Source organism: Mycobacterium bourgelatii, from assembly GCF_010723575.1.
GTDB classification, from domain to species: domain Bacteria; phylum Actinomycetota; class Actinomycetes; order Mycobacteriales; family Mycobacteriaceae; genus Mycobacterium; species Mycobacterium bourgelatii.
Genome location: NZ_BLKZ01000001.1, coordinates 1,475,011 through 1,491,111, shown reverse-complemented (window position 1 = coordinate 1,491,111; position 16,101 = coordinate 1,475,011). Strand labels below are relative to the sequence as shown.

16 protein-coding genes are annotated in these 16,101 nt (G+C 64.7%); 13 read left to right on the top strand and 3 right to left on the bottom strand.

Annotated features, from left to right (window positions below; translation table 11 throughout):
- Positions 1-21 precede the first annotated feature (21 nt).
- The gene (locus G6N68_RS06840) at positions 22-888 is read left to right on the top strand and encodes an SDR family NAD(P)-dependent oxidoreductase (RefSeq protein WP_163709536.1); all 867 of its coding nucleotides are present in this window, start codon (positions 22-24) and stop codon (positions 886-888) included.
- 5 nt (positions 889-893) lie between these two features.
- On the opposite strand, the gene G6N68_RS06835 is transcribed toward G6N68_RS06840, so the two are convergent.
- On the bottom strand, positions 894-1,715 hold the full coding sequence (locus G6N68_RS06835; protein ID WP_163709532.1) for an enoyl-CoA hydratase/isomerase family protein: 822 nt from the start codon (positions 1,713-1,715) through the stop codon (positions 894-896).
- 108 nt (positions 1,716-1,823) lie between these two features.
- Here G6N68_RS06835 and G6N68_RS06830 point away from each other — a divergent pair, with 108 nt between their 5' ends.
- The 11 genes from G6N68_RS06830 (at position 1,824) to G6N68_RS06780 (ending at position 12,341) form a co-directional block, all read left to right on the top strand.
- On the top strand, positions 1,824-3,074 hold the full coding sequence (locus G6N68_RS06830) for a hotdog family protein (RefSeq protein WP_163709530.1): 1,251 nt from the start codon (positions 1,824-1,826) through the stop codon (positions 3,072-3,074).
- A gap of 4 nt (positions 3,075-3,078) precedes the next feature.
- Positions 3,079-3,885 carry an enoyl-CoA hydratase/isomerase family protein gene (locus G6N68_RS06825; RefSeq protein ID WP_163718284.1) on the top strand — a complete coding sequence of 269 codons (807 nt, stop codon included), beginning with the start codon at positions 3,079-3,081 and terminating at the stop codon, positions 3,883-3,885.
- A 7-nt stretch (positions 3,886-3,892) separates the two neighbouring features.
- Entirely contained in the window at positions 3,893-5,143 is a 1,251-nt protein-coding gene (locus tag G6N68_RS06820) for an acyl-CoA dehydrogenase family protein (RefSeq protein WP_163709526.1), read from the top strand.
- Positions 5,140-5,955, top strand: a complete 816-nt coding sequence (locus G6N68_RS06815; RefSeq protein WP_163718282.1) for an enoyl-CoA hydratase/isomerase family protein — start codon at positions 5,140-5,142, stop codon at positions 5,953-5,955. Before G6N68_RS06820 ends, G6N68_RS06815 begins: the two co-directional genes overlap by 4 nt.
- Positions 5,952-6,752: an enoyl-CoA hydratase/isomerase family protein gene (locus G6N68_RS06810; RefSeq protein WP_163709522.1), complete on the top strand. Its 801-nt coding sequence runs from the start codon at positions 5,952-5,954 to the stop codon at positions 6,750-6,752. The genes G6N68_RS06815 and G6N68_RS06810 overlap by 4 nt, the downstream gene beginning before the upstream one ends.
- The gene (locus tag G6N68_RS06805; protein WP_163709518.1) at positions 6,749-8,194 is read left to right on the top strand and encodes a class I adenylate-forming enzyme family protein; all 1,446 of its coding nucleotides are present in this window, start codon (positions 6,749-6,751) and stop codon (positions 8,192-8,194) included. Before G6N68_RS06810 ends, G6N68_RS06805 begins: the two co-directional genes overlap by 4 nt.
- Positions 8,195-8,603: 409 nt before the next feature.
- Positions 8,604-9,287, top strand: a complete 684-nt coding sequence (locus tag G6N68_RS06800; protein WP_163709514.1) for a hypothetical protein — start codon at positions 8,604-8,606, stop codon at positions 9,285-9,287.
- Between the two features lie 91 nt (positions 9,288-9,378).
- Positions 9,379-9,732 carry a hypothetical protein gene (locus G6N68_RS06795; RefSeq protein WP_163718280.1) on the top strand — a complete coding sequence of 118 codons (354 nt, stop codon included), beginning with the start codon at positions 9,379-9,381 and terminating at the stop codon, positions 9,730-9,732.
- A gap of 1 nt (position 9,733) precedes the next feature.
- Entirely contained in the window at positions 9,734-10,333 is a 600-nt protein-coding gene (locus tag G6N68_RS06790; protein ID WP_163709509.1) for an SDR family oxidoreductase, read from the top strand.
- The gene (locus G6N68_RS06785) at positions 10,330-11,088 is read left to right on the top strand and encodes an SDR family NAD(P)-dependent oxidoreductase (RefSeq protein WP_163709506.1); all 759 of its coding nucleotides are present in this window, start codon (positions 10,330-10,332) and stop codon (positions 11,086-11,088) included. The genes G6N68_RS06790 and G6N68_RS06785 overlap by 4 nt, the downstream gene beginning before the upstream one ends.
- Before the next feature lie 74 nt (positions 11,089-11,162).
- A complete protein-coding gene (locus G6N68_RS06780; protein WP_163709503.1) occupies positions 11,163-12,341 on the top strand; it encodes an amidohydrolase family protein in 1,179 nt (392 codons plus the stop codon).
- Here the strand turns inward: G6N68_RS06780 and G6N68_RS06775 are convergent.
- On the bottom strand, positions 12,328-13,776 hold the full coding sequence (locus G6N68_RS06775; protein WP_163709499.1) for a cytochrome P450: 1,449 nt from the start codon (positions 13,774-13,776) through the stop codon (positions 12,328-12,330). The two genes, G6N68_RS06780 and G6N68_RS06775, sit on opposite strands and share 14 nt — an antisense overlap.
- 119 nt (positions 13,777-13,895) lie before the next feature.
- Between G6N68_RS06775 and G6N68_RS06770 the strand changes: the two genes are divergently transcribed.
- Complete coding sequence (locus G6N68_RS06770) at positions 13,896-14,558, top strand: TetR/AcrR family transcriptional regulator (protein WP_163718278.1); 663 nt, start codon at positions 13,896-13,898, stop codon at positions 14,556-14,558.
- Here the strand turns inward: G6N68_RS06770 and G6N68_RS06765 are convergent.
- Complete coding sequence (locus G6N68_RS06765; protein WP_371871542.1) at positions 14,555-16,093, bottom strand: class I adenylate-forming enzyme family protein; 1,539 nt, start codon at positions 16,091-16,093, stop codon at positions 14,555-14,557. The two genes, G6N68_RS06770 and G6N68_RS06765, sit on opposite strands and share 4 nt — an antisense overlap.
- Positions 16,094-16,101 lie beyond the last annotated feature (8 nt).

Genomic DNA, 16,101 nt, shown 5'->3' with positions numbered 1-16,101 from the left:
AGTAAATGTAACCTCTCACCCATGCCGTCAATGACTTTCGACAACCAGGTAGCCATCGTGACGGGTGCCGGCGGTGGACTCGGTCGCTGTCACGCGTTGGAGTTGGCCCGCCGCGGTGCGCGCGTCGTCGTCAACGACCTGGGCAGCGCCGTCGACGGCAGTGGCGCCTCGACGTCCGCTGCCCAGTCCGTGGTCGACGAGATCACCGCGGCGGGCGGAACCGCGATCGCCAACGGCGACTCGGTGGCAACCGAGGAGGGTGGCGCAGCGATCGTCAAAGCCGCCATGGACGCTTTCGGCCGAGTGGACGTGCTGGTGAACAACGCGGGCATCCTGCGCGACGCTTCGTTCAAGAACATGACGGCGGAGCAGGTGGACGCCGTGATCGCGGTGCATCTCACCGGCGCCTTCAATGTGACCAGGGCGGTCTGGCCGATAATGCGCGAGCAGAACTACGGCAGGATTGTTCAAACGACCTCGGGTACCGGGCTTTTCGGGAACTTCGGCCAGGCCAACTACGGCGCCGCGAAAATGGGACTGGTGGGCATGATGCATGTCCTGGCCATCGAGGGAGCCCGCAACGGCATCGCCATCAATGCGATCGCGCCCATCGCCCGCACCCGAATGACGGAGCAGATCATGGGTGAGGCGGGCAAGGACATGGACCCCGAACTGGTCACCCCCGTGGTGGTATACCTGTCGCACTCCAGTTGCGACCGCACCGCACACATCTATTCGGTGGGCGCCGGTAAGGTGTCGCGGGTGTTCATCGGCGTGACCAAGGGGATCGAGGACACAGCGCTGACCGCGGAGAAGGTGGCCCAGTCGATCGACGAGATCGACGACACCGCCACGTACACCATTCGGGGCGGGCCGACCCCCGGCTAGGTCGTTCAGCGCCCCTGAAACCGGGGCTCGCGCCGCTCGGCGAACGATGCCAGCCCCTCCTGCAGGTCCGCGGTGCCCGACACCACCTCCTGGGCCCACGCTTCCTGCTCGAAGGCTCGGTCGCGCCCCGACTCGGACGAGACCGCGAGCAGGCGCTTGGTCAAACCGAGCATCACCGTGGGGCCCGCCGCCAGTCGAACGGCAAGCTCTTTCGCGGCCGCATCGGTATTGTCCAGTGGCACCACGCGATTGACCAGCCCGAGCCTCTCACACTCCGCGGCACCAACCGGTTCACCGAGCATCAGGAGCTCGGTTGCCTTGCGCAGACCGACAATTCTGGTCAGCAGGTGGATGGCACCTGAGTCCGGGAGGATGCCGCGATGCACAAACGCCGCCACAAGCCTTGCCTCCGTGGACATGACAACCAGATCGCACGCCAGCACCAGGCTCGCGCCCGCCCCTGCTGCGACGCCCTTGACGGCCGCAACCACCGGTTTGTCGCAGTCCAGCACCGACGCAATGAGCCGCTGCCAACCGTGCTGCAACATGCGCGCCACGTCACCCGGGCGGCGCTGCGGTGGCGGTTCTGCTGCCCCTTGCTCTCCCGCCGACGGCAGTACCGCACCGGAACAGAAGTGCCGGGAACCGGCCGCGGTGAGCAGTACGGCGCGAACCGCCGGGTCGTTGTTCGCCTGCAAAAAGGCGTCGGTGAGGGCATCACGAGCCAACGGCGACAACGAATTTCCCACTCCGGGGCGATCTATTGTGATGCGGGCGACCGCGTCATCGCCGGTCGTCACCACGATCCCGGACGCTTCTTCAACCATCGGTCAGCCCCTGCGTTAACGACGTTTCCGTTTTTCGGGTATCTTAATTTCCATCTCGTCCGGCCCTCTATCCGACCAAGACACGGGCCACAATGGGGAGGCAATCCGATGGCGGAGACCGGCCGAATCACCGACGAAGGCCTGGCCAGCCTGCGCGCCACCATCGGCATTGCCGTTCCGCACCCGCAACCTCCTCACTACCTGCGCCCCAACGAGGACGCGTTTCGGCACGTCGCCGAGAGCTATGGCGACGCCAACCCACTCTGGACCGATCCGGAGTACGCGGCCAAATCCGTGTGGGGTGAGTCTGTCGCGCCGCCCGCCCTTATCGGGGGCGACACGCTGATCGGCGAGGATGAAGTCACCACCCTCTCCGACGAGGAACGCGCGCTCACCAAGGGCGACCCACTGCGCGGTGTACATGCCTTCTACGCGTCGTCCTCGCGCGAGTGGTGGGCCCCGTTGCGCGCCAACCACCGAGTCTTTCGCCGCAATGCACTGGTGGCCGCCCTCGACAAGTCGAGCGAGTTCGCCGGCCGCGCCGTCCACGAGTGGTCCGCGCAGGTATTCCGTGACGACGAGGGCACGATCCTGGGCGGCCAGTACCGCAACATGATTCGCACCGAGCGCAGCAAGGCGCGCGGCCGCAAGAAGTACGAAGCGGTCGAGCTCAAGACCTGGACCGTCGAGGAGATCGCCGAGCTCGACGAACGCTATGCACGCGAGACCGTGCGCGGGAGTGAGCCGCGCTGGTGGGAAGACGTCAACGAAGGAGACCAGGTTGGCCCGCTGACCAAGGGGCCGCTCACCGTGACCGACATGGTCTGTTGGCACGTCGGCATGGGCACCGGAATCTACGGGGTCCGGCCCCTCGGCCTCGCGTGGCGCAACCGGCAACGCATTCCGCGCTTCTATACGCCCAATGAGCAGGGTGTGCCCGATGTTCAACAACGCGTGCACTGGGACCCCGCCGCCGCTCGGAATGCGGGCAACCCCACCACCTTTGACTATGGCCGCATGCGCGAGACCTGGCTGATCCACCTATGCACGAACTGGATGGGTGACGACGCTTGGTTATGGAAGCTCGATTGTGAGTTCCGCCTGTTCAATTACGTCGGTGACCTGCACACCATCACCGGTTCGGTGGTACGCAAGTACCTCGCCGAGGGTGAACGCCCGGCCGTCGATCTCGAACTTGCCGCGACCAACCACCGCGGCCAGATCACCACACCTGGGCACGCGACGATCCTGCTTCCCAGCCGGGAGCGCGGACCGGTGCGCTTGCCCGACCCGCCTGGCGGTGCGACGAATCTGACCGATCTGCTGACCGCCGTGTCGGCGCAATTCAGTGAGCGCTGATCGGATGAATTACGACAGCGTCCCCGGACTTCAAGCCGCACAACAGGGCTCGATGCTGCGGTTGACCCTGGATCGCGCCGACCGCCGCAATGCGGTCAACGATGTGATGCTCGACACCGTGATCGGACATCTCGCGGCGGCCGGCGTCGACGAGTCGGTGCGGGTTATCCGCATCGATGCCGAGGGGCCGGATTTCTGCGCCGGCTCAGACCTGATCGCCAACAACGCGAAGTCGGAACGCAAGCCACGCGTGGGCAGCACGCAGCGCCGCCTGCCCAACAAAGCTAATCGGCTCATCCCGCTGATGTTGGAGACGCAGGTGCCGATCGTGGCCGTGGTGCGAGGTTGGGCCACCGGTCTAGGCTTCCACATTGCGCTGGCCGCCGATTTCTGCGTGGCCGCCGACGACGCCCGCTTCTGGGAGCCGTTCATGGCCCGCGGCTTCTCGCCCGACAGCGGTGCGGCATGGTTGCTGCCCCGGTTGATCGGCATGGTCCGCACCAGGCAACTACTCATGCTCGGACAAGAAATCACCGGGGCTACCGCGGCGGACTGGGGCATCATCCACGGCGCCGTCCCCGCAGACCAATTGGACAATGCCGCAACCGAACTCGTATCAACCCTCGCCGAAGCACCCACGGTTGCGCTCGGGCTCACCAAGTGGCTGCTGCAGAGCGGCAATGGACTGGACCTTGACCGACACCTACAGAACGAGGCGATGGCGCTCGAAATATCCAGCCGCAGTGAGGATTTCCGCGAGGGCCTGGCCGCGTTCAAAGACAAGCGCAAGCCGGAATTCCAGGGCCGGTGAGACGATCATGACCAGGCTACCGATCAGCGAATCCACCAGCGTGACCGCAGCGGTCGAGGCGGTCGAACACTGGATCGCAGCGGAGGTGCCCGAATCTTGGCGGACGGCGGCCGCCGAGGGGCCAAAAGCGTTGCGCGCCGTCCGAAGCCCCGCCGACTACGAGCGGTGGTACCCGACGTTCGCGCGGTCGGGCCTGGTCGTGCCAACCTGGCTACCCGAATACGGTGGGCTGGGCGTCGGAGCCGAAGTGGCACGCGCGATCGAGGAGACGCTACGTCCACTGCGGCTTTCCCGGCTCAATCCGTTGGGCCTCTACAACACCGCTGCAGCGCTGTTCAGTCATGGCACCGAGGAACAACGTCGCCGTTTCCTGCCGCCGATAGTGCGCAACGAGGAGAAGTGGTGCCAGCTGTTCAGTGAGCCCGGTGCCGGTTCCGATCTCGCCTCGCTCGCCACGCGCGCGGTCCGCGACGGCGACGGGTGGGTGATCACCGGACAAAAGGTCTGGACCACCTGGGCGCACGAAGCCGACTTCGCGATCCTGCTCGCCCGCACCGACCCCGAACAGCCAAAACACAAGGGCATCACCTACTTTTTGCTCGACATGCACCAACCGGGCGTCCAGGTCCGTCCCCTCCGCCAAATAACCGGTGAGGCCGAATTCAACGAGGTCTTTCTCGACGGAGCCCGCGTTCCGGACGCACATCGCGTCGGCGAACTCAACGACGGATGGCGAGTCAGCGCCGCGACGTTGTCCAGCGAACGACAGATGGTTTCGGGTTCGGGCTCGGGGGCGGGCTCGGGTCGTTTGGGCGGATCCAGCGCAGAGCGCCTGATCAGTCTCGCCCGGGAAACCGGGCGGTGGGACGATCCCGTCGTCAGGGGCAAAATCATGCGTCTGTGGGCGCAGGAGCAGGTCCGCGCCTGGACCAACGCCCGGGTCCGCGCGGCACTTTCGGCCGGGCAATCGCCCGGAGCCGCCTCGTCGATCGGCAAGGTACACCAAGCCGTTCTCAATCAGCAGATCCAAGATCTCATGGTCGACCTGCTGGGCACCGACGCCGTAGCGTGGCCCGCCACCGACGACCCGGACGCGATGCCGCGGGAAGTACACGGCATGCTGCGCAGCCTCGCCAACGGGACCGAAGGCGGCACCACCGACATCAACAAGAACATCCTGGGCGAACGGGTACTCGGGTTGCCCAGAGAACCCGACCCATGGAAGGGCAAGCCCTGGAAGGACATCCCGCGGTCGTGAGCCCCTACCAACGCCTGGACGTCGAGAAGTCGGACGGCGTCGGATGGCTCATCCTGAACCGACCCGACGCCGGCAACGCCTTCGACGCCCTGATGCTCGACGAACTCGAAGCCGCGTGGCGCGAACTCGATGCCGACCCCGAGGTGCGGGTCATCGTCAACACCGCCAACGGCAAGGCATTCTGCACGGGTATGGACGTCGTGCAGGTAGCGCGCGACAAAGATGCGATGCGCCGACATTCCCGCCGGACCCGGGACGCCACGCTGATGATCTCGTCATGGCACTGCCAGGTGTGGAAACCGGTGATCGCTGCGGTAAATGGGGTGTGCGCGGGCGGCGGGCTGCACCTGGTGGCGGATGCCGACATCGTCATCGCCGCGGAGTCGGCGTCGTTCGTTGACCCCCATGTATCGGTGGGCCAGGCCGTGGCCTACGAGGCGATCACCCTGCTGCGGAAGTCACCGATGGAGGCCATCACCCGAATGGCGCTCATCGGCAAGGGCGAACGCGTCTCGGCGCAGCGCGCATACGAATTGGGGATCCTCTCCGAGGTGGTGCCGGACGACCAACTTCGCGCAGCGGCGGCGCGACTGGCCGCGGCGATCGCCACTAACTCACCTACGGCCATGCGCGCCACCAAAAAAGCGCTGTGGCGATCTCTGGAGGTCGGTCTTACCCAGGCGCGCAACGAAGCGGCCGAAGAGATCTGGCAGTTGCGCAACCACCCCGACCATGCCGAAGGGGTTCGCGCGTGGCGCGAAAAGCGGGTTCCACAATGGCAACCGCTGTCCGATGCAGTGGAGGTTCCGTGACGTATCAATGGCTCATCGTCGAGAAGCACGGTCCCGTCGGCTGGATCATCAACAACCGTCCCGAACGGCTCAACGCCTACGACGCGGTGATGCGTGAGGAATTCCCCAGAGCGTGGGCCGAATTGGACGCCGATCCACAGGTGCGCGTCATCGTGCATACCGGAAACGGTCGGGCCTTCCAGGTGGGCGCCGACGTCGACGATCTCGACGGCGAGGCCGTGCTGCAGTTTCAGAAAACGATGCAAACGCTCGACCTCAAACTCACCGCCTGGCACTGCAAGGTCGGAAAGCCGGTGATCACCGCGGTCAACGGGGTGTGCGCGGGTGGTGGCCTGCATTGGGTGGCCGACGCCGACATCGTCATCGCTGCCGCCGATGCGACTTTCGTGGACCCCCATGTGTCCATCGGTCAAGTCTCCGCGCTGGAGACCATCGCTCTCATGCGCAAGGTGCCGGCAGAGGCGGTGCTTCGGATGGCACTCATCGGCAGTCACGAACGCCTGACCGCGCAGCGCGCCTACCAACTCGGCATGATCAGCGAGGTCATTGACCCGCCGGAGAAGTTGCGCGACGCCGCGCAAGCGCTCGCGGAAAAGATCGCCAGGAACTCACCGGCGGCGATGCGAGCGACCAAGCGGGCGTTGTGGGGTGCGCTCGAGTACGGCTTGACCGACGCTTGCCGCGCAGGCGCCAAGCATCTGACGTCCATGTGGGGCCATCCAGACCAGAACGAGGGACCGTTGGCATTCGCCGAGAAGAGGACGCCGAACTGGTCTCCGCTGGAGAGCGAATCGTGAGCCTGGCGGAGGTATTGGACGGCCCGCCCGACATCGCCGTCCACACGCTCGGCGGCGACGTGACACGAAACGAATTGGCGGCCAGCGCAGATCGATTGAGCAAGGTGCTCACCGAGATTGGCTTGACCACCGGCCAGGTCGTCGCCGCCATGCTGCCCAATGACTCCGTCACCATCGCCGCGCTGTTCGGAACCTGGCGTGCCGGCGGGGTGTACACGCCGCTCAATCCTCGGGCACCCGACGCCGAGCTTGTCACGCAACTCGAGACATTGCGGCCTGTTGCGGTGATCACCACTCCGGCACTGGCGCAGCGCTTCGCTGCATCCGGTTTGCCGGTCGTCGCGGGCTCGGAGCTCGAATGGTCCGTGACGTCCACTTCCGCACCACCGGCGGGACGGCGCAGTTACGACGCCGATGTCGCCCTGCTGCAGTTCACTTCGGGCACCACCGGTCCACCGAAGCCGGTGCCGTTGCGTCATGCCACCGTGTTGGATCTGATCGACCGACTGCTGGACAAGCTGCGAGGGGCGAAATCCGCCACGGCCGAGAAGCGCACCCCGATGCCTAACCTGGTGCCGCTGTCCTTGTCGTTGTGGGCCGGTATCTACCAGGTGCTGTTCGCATTTCGGGCCGGCGCCGGCGTGGTGCTGATGGAGCGGTTTTCGCCTACAGACTTCGCGGCGTTGGTCAAGCGGCATCAGTTGCGCTCCACCGTGTTACCGCCAGCGGCCTTGACCATGGTGCTGCACGACGACTCCGTAACAGACCTGTCACCGTTGCGGATCGTCCGCTCGATTACCGCTCCCCTGTCTCCGGTTCAGGCCGCCCGCTTCCGCCACAAGTTCGGCGTGCTGGTGCTGAACTCCTACGGACAGACCGAACTCGGTGGCGAAGTGGTCGGATGGTCGGCCGCCGACGCGCGTGAATGGGGTGAAACGAAGCTGGGTTCGGTCGGGCGGCCGCTCCCGGGCATTGATGTGACGATCCGGAACGACGAGGTGATGGTCCGCACGCCCACCACCGCGGCACGCAAGATCGATCCGGCATTCCTGGACCGACTCACCGACGACGGCTGGTTTCACACCGGCGATCTCGGCTGGTTCGATGACGACGGGTTCCTGTGGCTCGACGGCCGGGTGTCGGAGATGATCAATCGGGGCGGGCTCAAGGTGTTTCCTGGCGCGGTGGAGGACGTGCTGGTGGCCGCAGACGGCGTGCGCGAGGCCGCGGTCGTTGGCATTCCGGATGAGCGACTGGGCGAGGTGCCCTGGGCGTTTGTGGTGCGCTCCGACCCATCCCTCACCGAGACCGCGCTGGTGTCCTGGTGTCGCGAACGGCTGACGCCATACCGCGTCCCGGCTCGCATTGTCTTCGTCGATCAGTTGCCGCGCAACGATGTTGGCAAGGTGGTCAAGCGGGAACTGGCCGCGCTGGCTCAGTAGTCACGCCGGCTGCTGGTGCTCGCCGACGGCGCTTCCATTCGCCGAGCGTATGGCCTTTGGCCCCTCGGGCGTCGACACCACCGGCCGCCAGCCATGCCATCGGCGAGAACCGATACTCTCGTATTTCGAAAGTGGTGTTACTCTTCGATGCAAATACAAATTTCCAGCAGGCGAAGGGGGCGACCATGTGGCAGGAGCTCGTCCGCCTGGCGGTGACATGGGTTGTCATGTGCGGACTGGTCGCGTTCTTCTACTGGATGCTGGCCAACATCGGTACGTTCTGATGGACGACCAAGACCGCCGACGCCGCCGCGGACTCATCGCGTTCCAGATCTTCATCTACGGCCTGCTGATCGCGATGTTCGCCATCCAGTTGCAGATGTACTTCACCAGGGACTGGTGACCGACCATGACACTGGATCAATCAGCCACCCTAGACGAGCACGAGGACCAGACAAGACAGACGCAGCGGCGCGCCGACCGATGGCTGATCGCCGGCACAACGCTGATGGGCACCCTGGTGCTCGGCCCGATCGGCCTCCCTATCTTTTGCCGCGGCCTCTACTTACTCAGAAGGGCGCAACGCGAGGGGCTCTCCGTCCGGCCGACGATGGTCACCCTCATCGGATATGTCGTCATTCTGGACGCCGCCCTCAATAGCATCGGCTGGGCGCTGGATCTGTTCGCCAACCACGCCTTGATCACTCGCACGGTATTCACCGCATGGGGCAACCTGATCGACGCCGGCTACTTCTGGCATTACAACGAACTTTGGATCGGCGGCGCCAGCGCCCCCGGCGAAAAGGCTTGGGTCATGGTCTGCGTCCTCATCGCCTTCCCGATGCGGATCGCCGCCGCAATCGCCTTCCTGCAGATGAAGCGTTGGGGACATCAGTGGCTGATCGTGACCTGCTGGTTCGGCATCGTGCTCTGGACCGGCTACATCTTCAACATGACGATCTACGCCGACGTGCGCTACACCGCCGTCGGCCTGCCCGTACTCGGCTGGTGGGCATTCAACATCTTCTACATCACCCCATTCCTGGCGATTCCCTACCTACACACCGTGAACCGGGAAATCTTCTCCGACTAGCGAGGAAGGAAGGACCGTGTCTCAAACCACCTCGGAGGCAACGGATCCGGTTGCATCGCTGCCGATCGGAACCACTTCAACCTGGGCGAGGATGCACAAATGGCTCAGGAGAGGACTGTACGTCTGCCTCTTTGGATTGGTCATCGAGGGATCGATGACCGTGCCGGTGATGGCGATCTGGTACGGGTGGCCGACGCTGTCCCTCACCGAGATCTGCAGTGAGTTGATGAAGGTGCGCTACTCCGACGACGCGCTGGAATGCCACCAGCCGTATCCGATCGGCGGCCCACCGTTCGGAGGTGCGCCCGAAGCCGCCGGCCAACAAACTGCTCGCGACGACTGGGGGGTTCAGCCCAAACCGAAGTATGACCGCATCGGTTTCAGGGATCTGATCAGGATCCACGACGAACGCGTCGCCAAGCAGTCAAGCGGGCCACATCCGTGACGTGACTGGTCGAACGGTCGTCATCGGGCCGACCAAGGAATTGTCCGCCGCGCTCGCCGACGGACTCGATGCATCCTTTGTCGGGAACAGCACGGAGACATTGCCGGACGCCGATGGCGTGGTCATCGTCGTCGACCCCGATCCCGGACCCGGGCTGCTCAGTGCCCTGCACCCCGAGGAATGGGACCGCATCGTGAACACGGCGATGTGGGACACACTCGCCGTGTTGCAACGCGCTCGCCGTTCCCTGCTTCAGTCCCGTGGACGCATCGTTCTCGTGGTGCCGACCATCGGCCTAGCCGGCGCCGCCCGACTCGTCGGCTATATCACTGCGCTCGAAGGTGTCCGCGCCATGGCGAAATCGGCTGCTCGACAATGGAGTTCCGAAGGCATCTCGGTAAATGTCGTCGCGACGGCCTTGCGACTGTTCGCCCCCGACGAAGCCGCCGCGGCGGCACACCTGTCGGCTCCCGCAGTCCAGGATTCCGCCTCGCTTCTCCAATCTGTTGTGGAGTCAGTCAAATTCCTGCTGCTACCAAACCTCGATCACGTCGCCGGCGAGACCATCGTGGTCGACGGCGGCTCGGTGATGCTGCCGTGACCCTCACCGGCATGACGACTCTCGTGACCGGATCCGGCGCAGGAGTCGGCCGCGGTATCGCGCTGGCCCTGGCCTCGCAAGGCGCACACGTCATCGTCGCCACCCGGACGGAGACCGGCCTGGCGGTCACAGCCGAAATAGTTTCGCGCGGAGGAGCCGCGACGTTCGCCTGCTGCGACGTTACCGACGGCGCGGCGGTCGCCGACGCGGTAGAACTCGCGGTCGCGACAACCGGGCGGCTCGACGCCGTGGTACACAACGCCACCAGCAATCTTTCGAGCCAGCCCCATCAGCTGGCAGATGTCGACCGTGAGCTCTGGGACAGCCATTTCTCGGTGTCCGTTCGCGGCGCCTATCATTGCGCCGTTGCTGCGTTTGCAGCGCTCAAAGAGCGAGGCGGAACTTTACTAGTCATGACCTCGCCCGCCGGCATCGAGGGCAGCGCGACGCTACCCCTGTACGCCACGATGAAGGGTGCACTGCGCGGCTTCGCCAAAAGCCTCGCCCGCGAATGGGCTCCCTACCACATCACCGTCAATGCCGTCTCCCCCTTGGCCTTTTCACCTGCGATGACTGCCGCGATTAAAGCCGATCCTGAGATGGAGGACAGGTTGGCGCGTCGAATTCCGCTGGGACGCATCGGAGACCCCGAGCGCGACGTCGGATCGGCCGTGGCATTCCTGGTGAGCCCGGCGGCGAGATATGTCACCGGTCAGACCCTCGGCGTGGACGGCGGTCATTACACGAACCTCTAACGCACAGCTGAAAATACGCATTCTCGCATTCGGATATAGTGATCTTCGATAGCTGAGCCTGCAGGGAGGCGGCCATGGCAGATGGACAAGCGTTCGAGGTCTGGGATGCCGACAACCACATGTACGAGACCATCGACGCCTACACCCGGTACCTGCCGGACAAGTACGCCGAAGCGCTGAAGTTCGTTGACATCAACGGCCGCAAGAAATTGCAGATCCTTGGCACCATCACCGAGTGCATCCCGAACCCAACCTACGAAGTGATTCCGACGCCCGGCGCATGGGCCGACTACTACCGCGGAATCAACCCGGAGGGCAAGACGTTGCGGGAACTCGCCGACCCGATCCGCTGCCCTGACGAATTCCGGCGCCCGGACTTACGCCTGGCGTTGATGGACCGTCAAGGCGTCGACGGCGCCGTGATGTTCCCGACAACGGCGGGAATGCTCGAAGAACGAACGAAATCCGATACTGAGCTCACCCATGCGATCACCCACGCCTTCAACCGATGGCTGCTCGACGACTGGACATTTAACTACCAGAACCGGATCTTTCCCGTTCCCGCTATCTCGCTGAACGATCCCGCCAAGGGCGTCCAAGAGCTCGAATGGTGCCTCGCCAACGGCGCGAAGACGGTGCTGATTCGGCCCGCGCCGGTGCCCCGCGAAGACGGCACCTCCCGGTCTCCGGCGCTGCCGGAATTCGACGACTTCTGGCGACTGGTCGAGTCGTCGGGCATCTCCGTGCAGATGCACAACTCGGATGCGGGGTACGACCGCTACCTGAACGACTGGGAAGATGGCGACGAGTTCCAGGGCTTCCAGCTGACGAAGTTCCGCGGATTCATCTACGAAGAGAGCCGCCACATCTTCGACACACTCGCCGCGTTCATCGCCCACGGCGTGTTCGAACGCTTTCCTGGTCTACGCATTGGTGTGGTCGAGAACGGCGGGTCGTGGGCCCAACGGCTAATGGAGGCGTTCGACCGGGTCTACCGGAAGAAGCCACGCGATTTCGACGAGCACCCAGGTGATGTCTTTCGCAGGCATGTCTGGGTAAACCCGTTCCACGAGGAAGACATGTCGCATCTCATCGAGGTGCTCGGCGCCAATCGGGTGATGTTCGGCTCGGACTACCCGCATCCCGAGGGCCTCGCCGAGCCGGCGCAATTCGTCACCGAGCTCAAGGACCTGCCGGCAGAAACTACTGCGCGAGTCATGGGCGGCAACCTCAAGGAACTTATCGGCGCCTAGCCAACTTCCGCAGATCGATCGGTAGGTCGTCAGCGGGGGTCGGGCCGGTTCCCCAGGTCAACAGCAGCTGATGGCCGTAGGGAACGCACCACTCGAAACGCCTTAGCAATTGGTGCATCGTGGCCTTCACCGTCATATCGGCGAACTGCTGGCCGATGCACTTGTGGGCCCCGCCACCGAACGGCGCGAATACGAAACGACTCACCGCCGCCTGGCGTTCAGGCTTGTCGACAAAGCGCGCGGGATTGAACGTGTCGGGGTCGGGCCACCAGTCGGAAAGCCGCATGGAGGCGTAAACGTTGATGGCCACCTGAGTCTTGCGTGGCACGAAGTGCCCGAGAATCTCGGTGTCGCTGGTGGTTTGACGAAAGAGCGTGCCGGCTGGGGCGTACATCCGGAGGATTTCTTTGAACGCAGCGTCGAGTAGTGGGTACGCATCGAGATCCAGCAACGTCGGCGCGTCGTTTGGCTGGCCCATCGCCTCGTCACGAAGGGCGTTCTGCCACTGCCGATTCCGGCCCAGCTCGTATACCAGCATGGATAGCGCGATCGCCGTGGTGTCATGGGCGGCCATCAACAGGAAGATCATGTGGTTCACGATGTCGGCGGGGGTGAACCTCGTCCCGTCTTCGTCTTCGCTGCGGCACAGCATCGAAAACAGATCGGTGCCGTTACCGCGCTGGCGGGCCGGAACTTGGCTAGCGAAGTAGCATTCCAGGCGCTCACGGGCGCGGAGCCCTCGTGCCCACGTGCCTCCGGGCACATCCGCCCGCACGACCGCCTGCCCTCCTCGGACCGTGTCGTGGAAGTCTGCGGAAAGCTGGTCCGACTCCGGTCCCAGATGAGTGCCGACGAATACCTCCGCCGCCTGTTCCAGCAGCAGATGCTTGATGGACGGATAGAACGGGAAGCGCGTCGTTGAAGGCCACTGGCTCAACGTCCGATCGATGCTGGGCCGCATCAGGGCGAGGTATCCCTCCAGCGCGCTGCGGGTGAAGGCCTGCTGCATGATCCGGCGGTGGTCGCGATGCTCGTCGAAGTCCAGCAACATGATTCCGCGGTAGAAGAACGGCCCGATGACAGGTGCCCAACCACGTGTACTGGAGAAGATCTTGCCCCGGTTGATCCATGCCGTCTCGAGCGCATCGGGTCCCATGAGCGCGACGACGCGGAACCCGACTCCCCCGGCCCACCACACCGGCCCATATCGCTCGTATCTGCGTCGGGAAAACTCCAGCGGGTCGGCGAGTGTACTCAACACGTGGCCGAGGAAGGGAAACCCATAGTTACCCATGACCGGCTTGAGGTTAGAGCCCGCGGGCGCGGTCGCCAACGGCCGTTCGCTGCTGGGAAATCGGGATGTGACGGCCGCGCCCAGCGCTTGCACGCGGTGCCTATTCACTGGTGATGCGAACTGGGCGGTCAGGGCTGTCACAACGAGCCTCCTATGCTGCTGCCCATCTGGTACAGAACTGTGCCAGACTGACTGAGTGGAGTCAACGGATCTCGGTGAGTGGTCGCAACGGTGACGTCGGCAGTTGCGACGATCTAGCGGTGCCTGAGACCACGCAGCGCGCCTACGGCGGGCAATCCGCGGACACTCGTCGCCGGCAGCGGCGGAGTCGCCTCCTGGATGCTGCAATGGACTCGATGGCACGCAACGAGTGGCGCAGCGCGACTGTCGAAAAACTCTGTGTCGCAGCCGGTCTGAACAAGAGATACTTCTACGAAAGTTTCACCGACCTCGACGCGCTCTCCGCCGCCGTCATCGACGACATCGCCGAGGATGTGCGTGCCGCAACCGTCGAAGCCTCGGACGCGACGGCCGATGGGCCGTTGGAGGCGCAAGCTCTAGCGGTCGTCGCGGCGGCGGTACGAGCGCTCGTCGACGACCCGCGCCGCGCGCGGGTGCTGCTAGGGGGCGTGGCGGCCTCGCCCGAGTTGCACAACCACCGCACCAGGGTGATGCACCGCCTCACCAAAGTGGCGATCGACCACGGCAAAGTCGTGCACGGCGTCGAGTTGGAAACCGATCCATTGGCGCAGGTAGCGCCGGCATTCATCGTCGGAGGCACCGCGGACGCGATCCTGTCCTACGTCAACGGGAACGTCAAACTATCCTTTGACGACTTCATCGCCCAGTTGGCAACCCTCTGGCTGATCACCGGAAACGGGGCGGCGCAGCTCGCTCGCGCCCGGCTGACTCAGCGCGGCTAGCCGAATTGCACACGCAGCTCGTTCTTCAGAACCTTGCCCGTGAGGTTTCGCGGTAGCGCCTCGACCAATTCGAGTCGCTCCGGAGATTTGTGTCGACTCAATCCCTGCAGCCGACAGTGTTCGGCCAACGCTTCCAGGGTGACCTCTCCCCCGGGTTGGGCGACCACGACAGCGCAAACCCGTTCCCCGGTGCGCGGATCCGGCACACCGATGACCGCAACATCGGCGACCGCGGGATGCGTCGCCAGCACATTCTCGATCTCCAGTGCCGAGATGTTCTCCGCATTGCGGATGATGGCGTCCTTGATGCGCCCGGTGATGACGACGTTGCCCTGGTCGTCGATCCGTCCCCGGTCGCCGCTGCGGAACCAACCTTCGGCGTCAAATGCGGCCGCGTCCAGCGAGCCGTCAACGTATCCCAGGAAGCACTGGGGCCCCTTGAGCCGAAGTTCGCCCTCCTCGCCCACGTTGACTTCGCGTTCGCTATCGTCCACTACCCGCACCGATACTCCGGCAACGGGGCGCCCCACGGTCCGGTCGAGTAAGTCGGGCGCAGCCTCTGGTGTCTGCGAGGTGGCGACCGGGAACTCGGTCAGACCCCACGAATTGGCCACGCCGTTCACCGAAAACACTTCCCGCACTTGGCGACCCAACTCTGCGGTGATCGGCGCGCCTCCCCCGACGCAGCCCCGCAAGTCCGGGTACAGCGGTTCAGCTCCGTGGGCGCGCTGCGCAGCCATGAATGCCACGAAGAACGGCGTTGCGGTGCCCAGCAGTGTCGGGCGGTGCGCCGCCAGCCGATACGGGGTCGTCGCCGGGTCGAACGAGTCGAACAAGACCAATCGCATACCGGTGCGCAGGCTCGCAGCGAGCATGGCGGCGCCACCGATGTGCGAAACGGGAAACGCGATCGGGTTGACGTCACTACTGGACGCACCCACGATCCCGATCACTCCGGCCGAACCGGCGATCACCGAACGGTCGCAATGACGAGCGCCCTTCGGTGCGGCCGTGGTACCCGAGGAGTAGTAGATCCAGCGGGGGTCCTCACCGCTACTCGGCGCCGCCGGCAACACCGCCGGGTCGCCTACCGGCAGGCGCAGGCCGTCGGTGACCGGCGCGTCGTGATCAATCACCACGACCGACAGGGGCCGTTCCTTCGCCACCGCCTCCGCCAGCGCGGTGTGATCGTACCCGCGCCAACGGCCTGGGACGACAAGCACTTCCGTCGCGAGCTGTGCTGTCACAAACCGAACTTCACTCTCGCGCCAGATCGGAAGGATCGGGTTCTGCACCGCGCCCAGTCGGGCCAGAGCAACCATCACCACCATCGTCTCCAGCGTGGTCGGCAGCTGCCATGACACCACGGTGCCCTCGCCGACTCCGGACTCCGATAGCGCAGCCGCGGTGCGCTCCCCCTCATCCCGCAGTTGTGCGCAGGTCAGGCTGCGGCCGAAGTCGTCGGCCAGAACCACCCGCTCCGGATGCGCTTCGGCCACCGCGTCGACCAGACCCCAGAACGTCTCACTGGCCACCGGCGCAC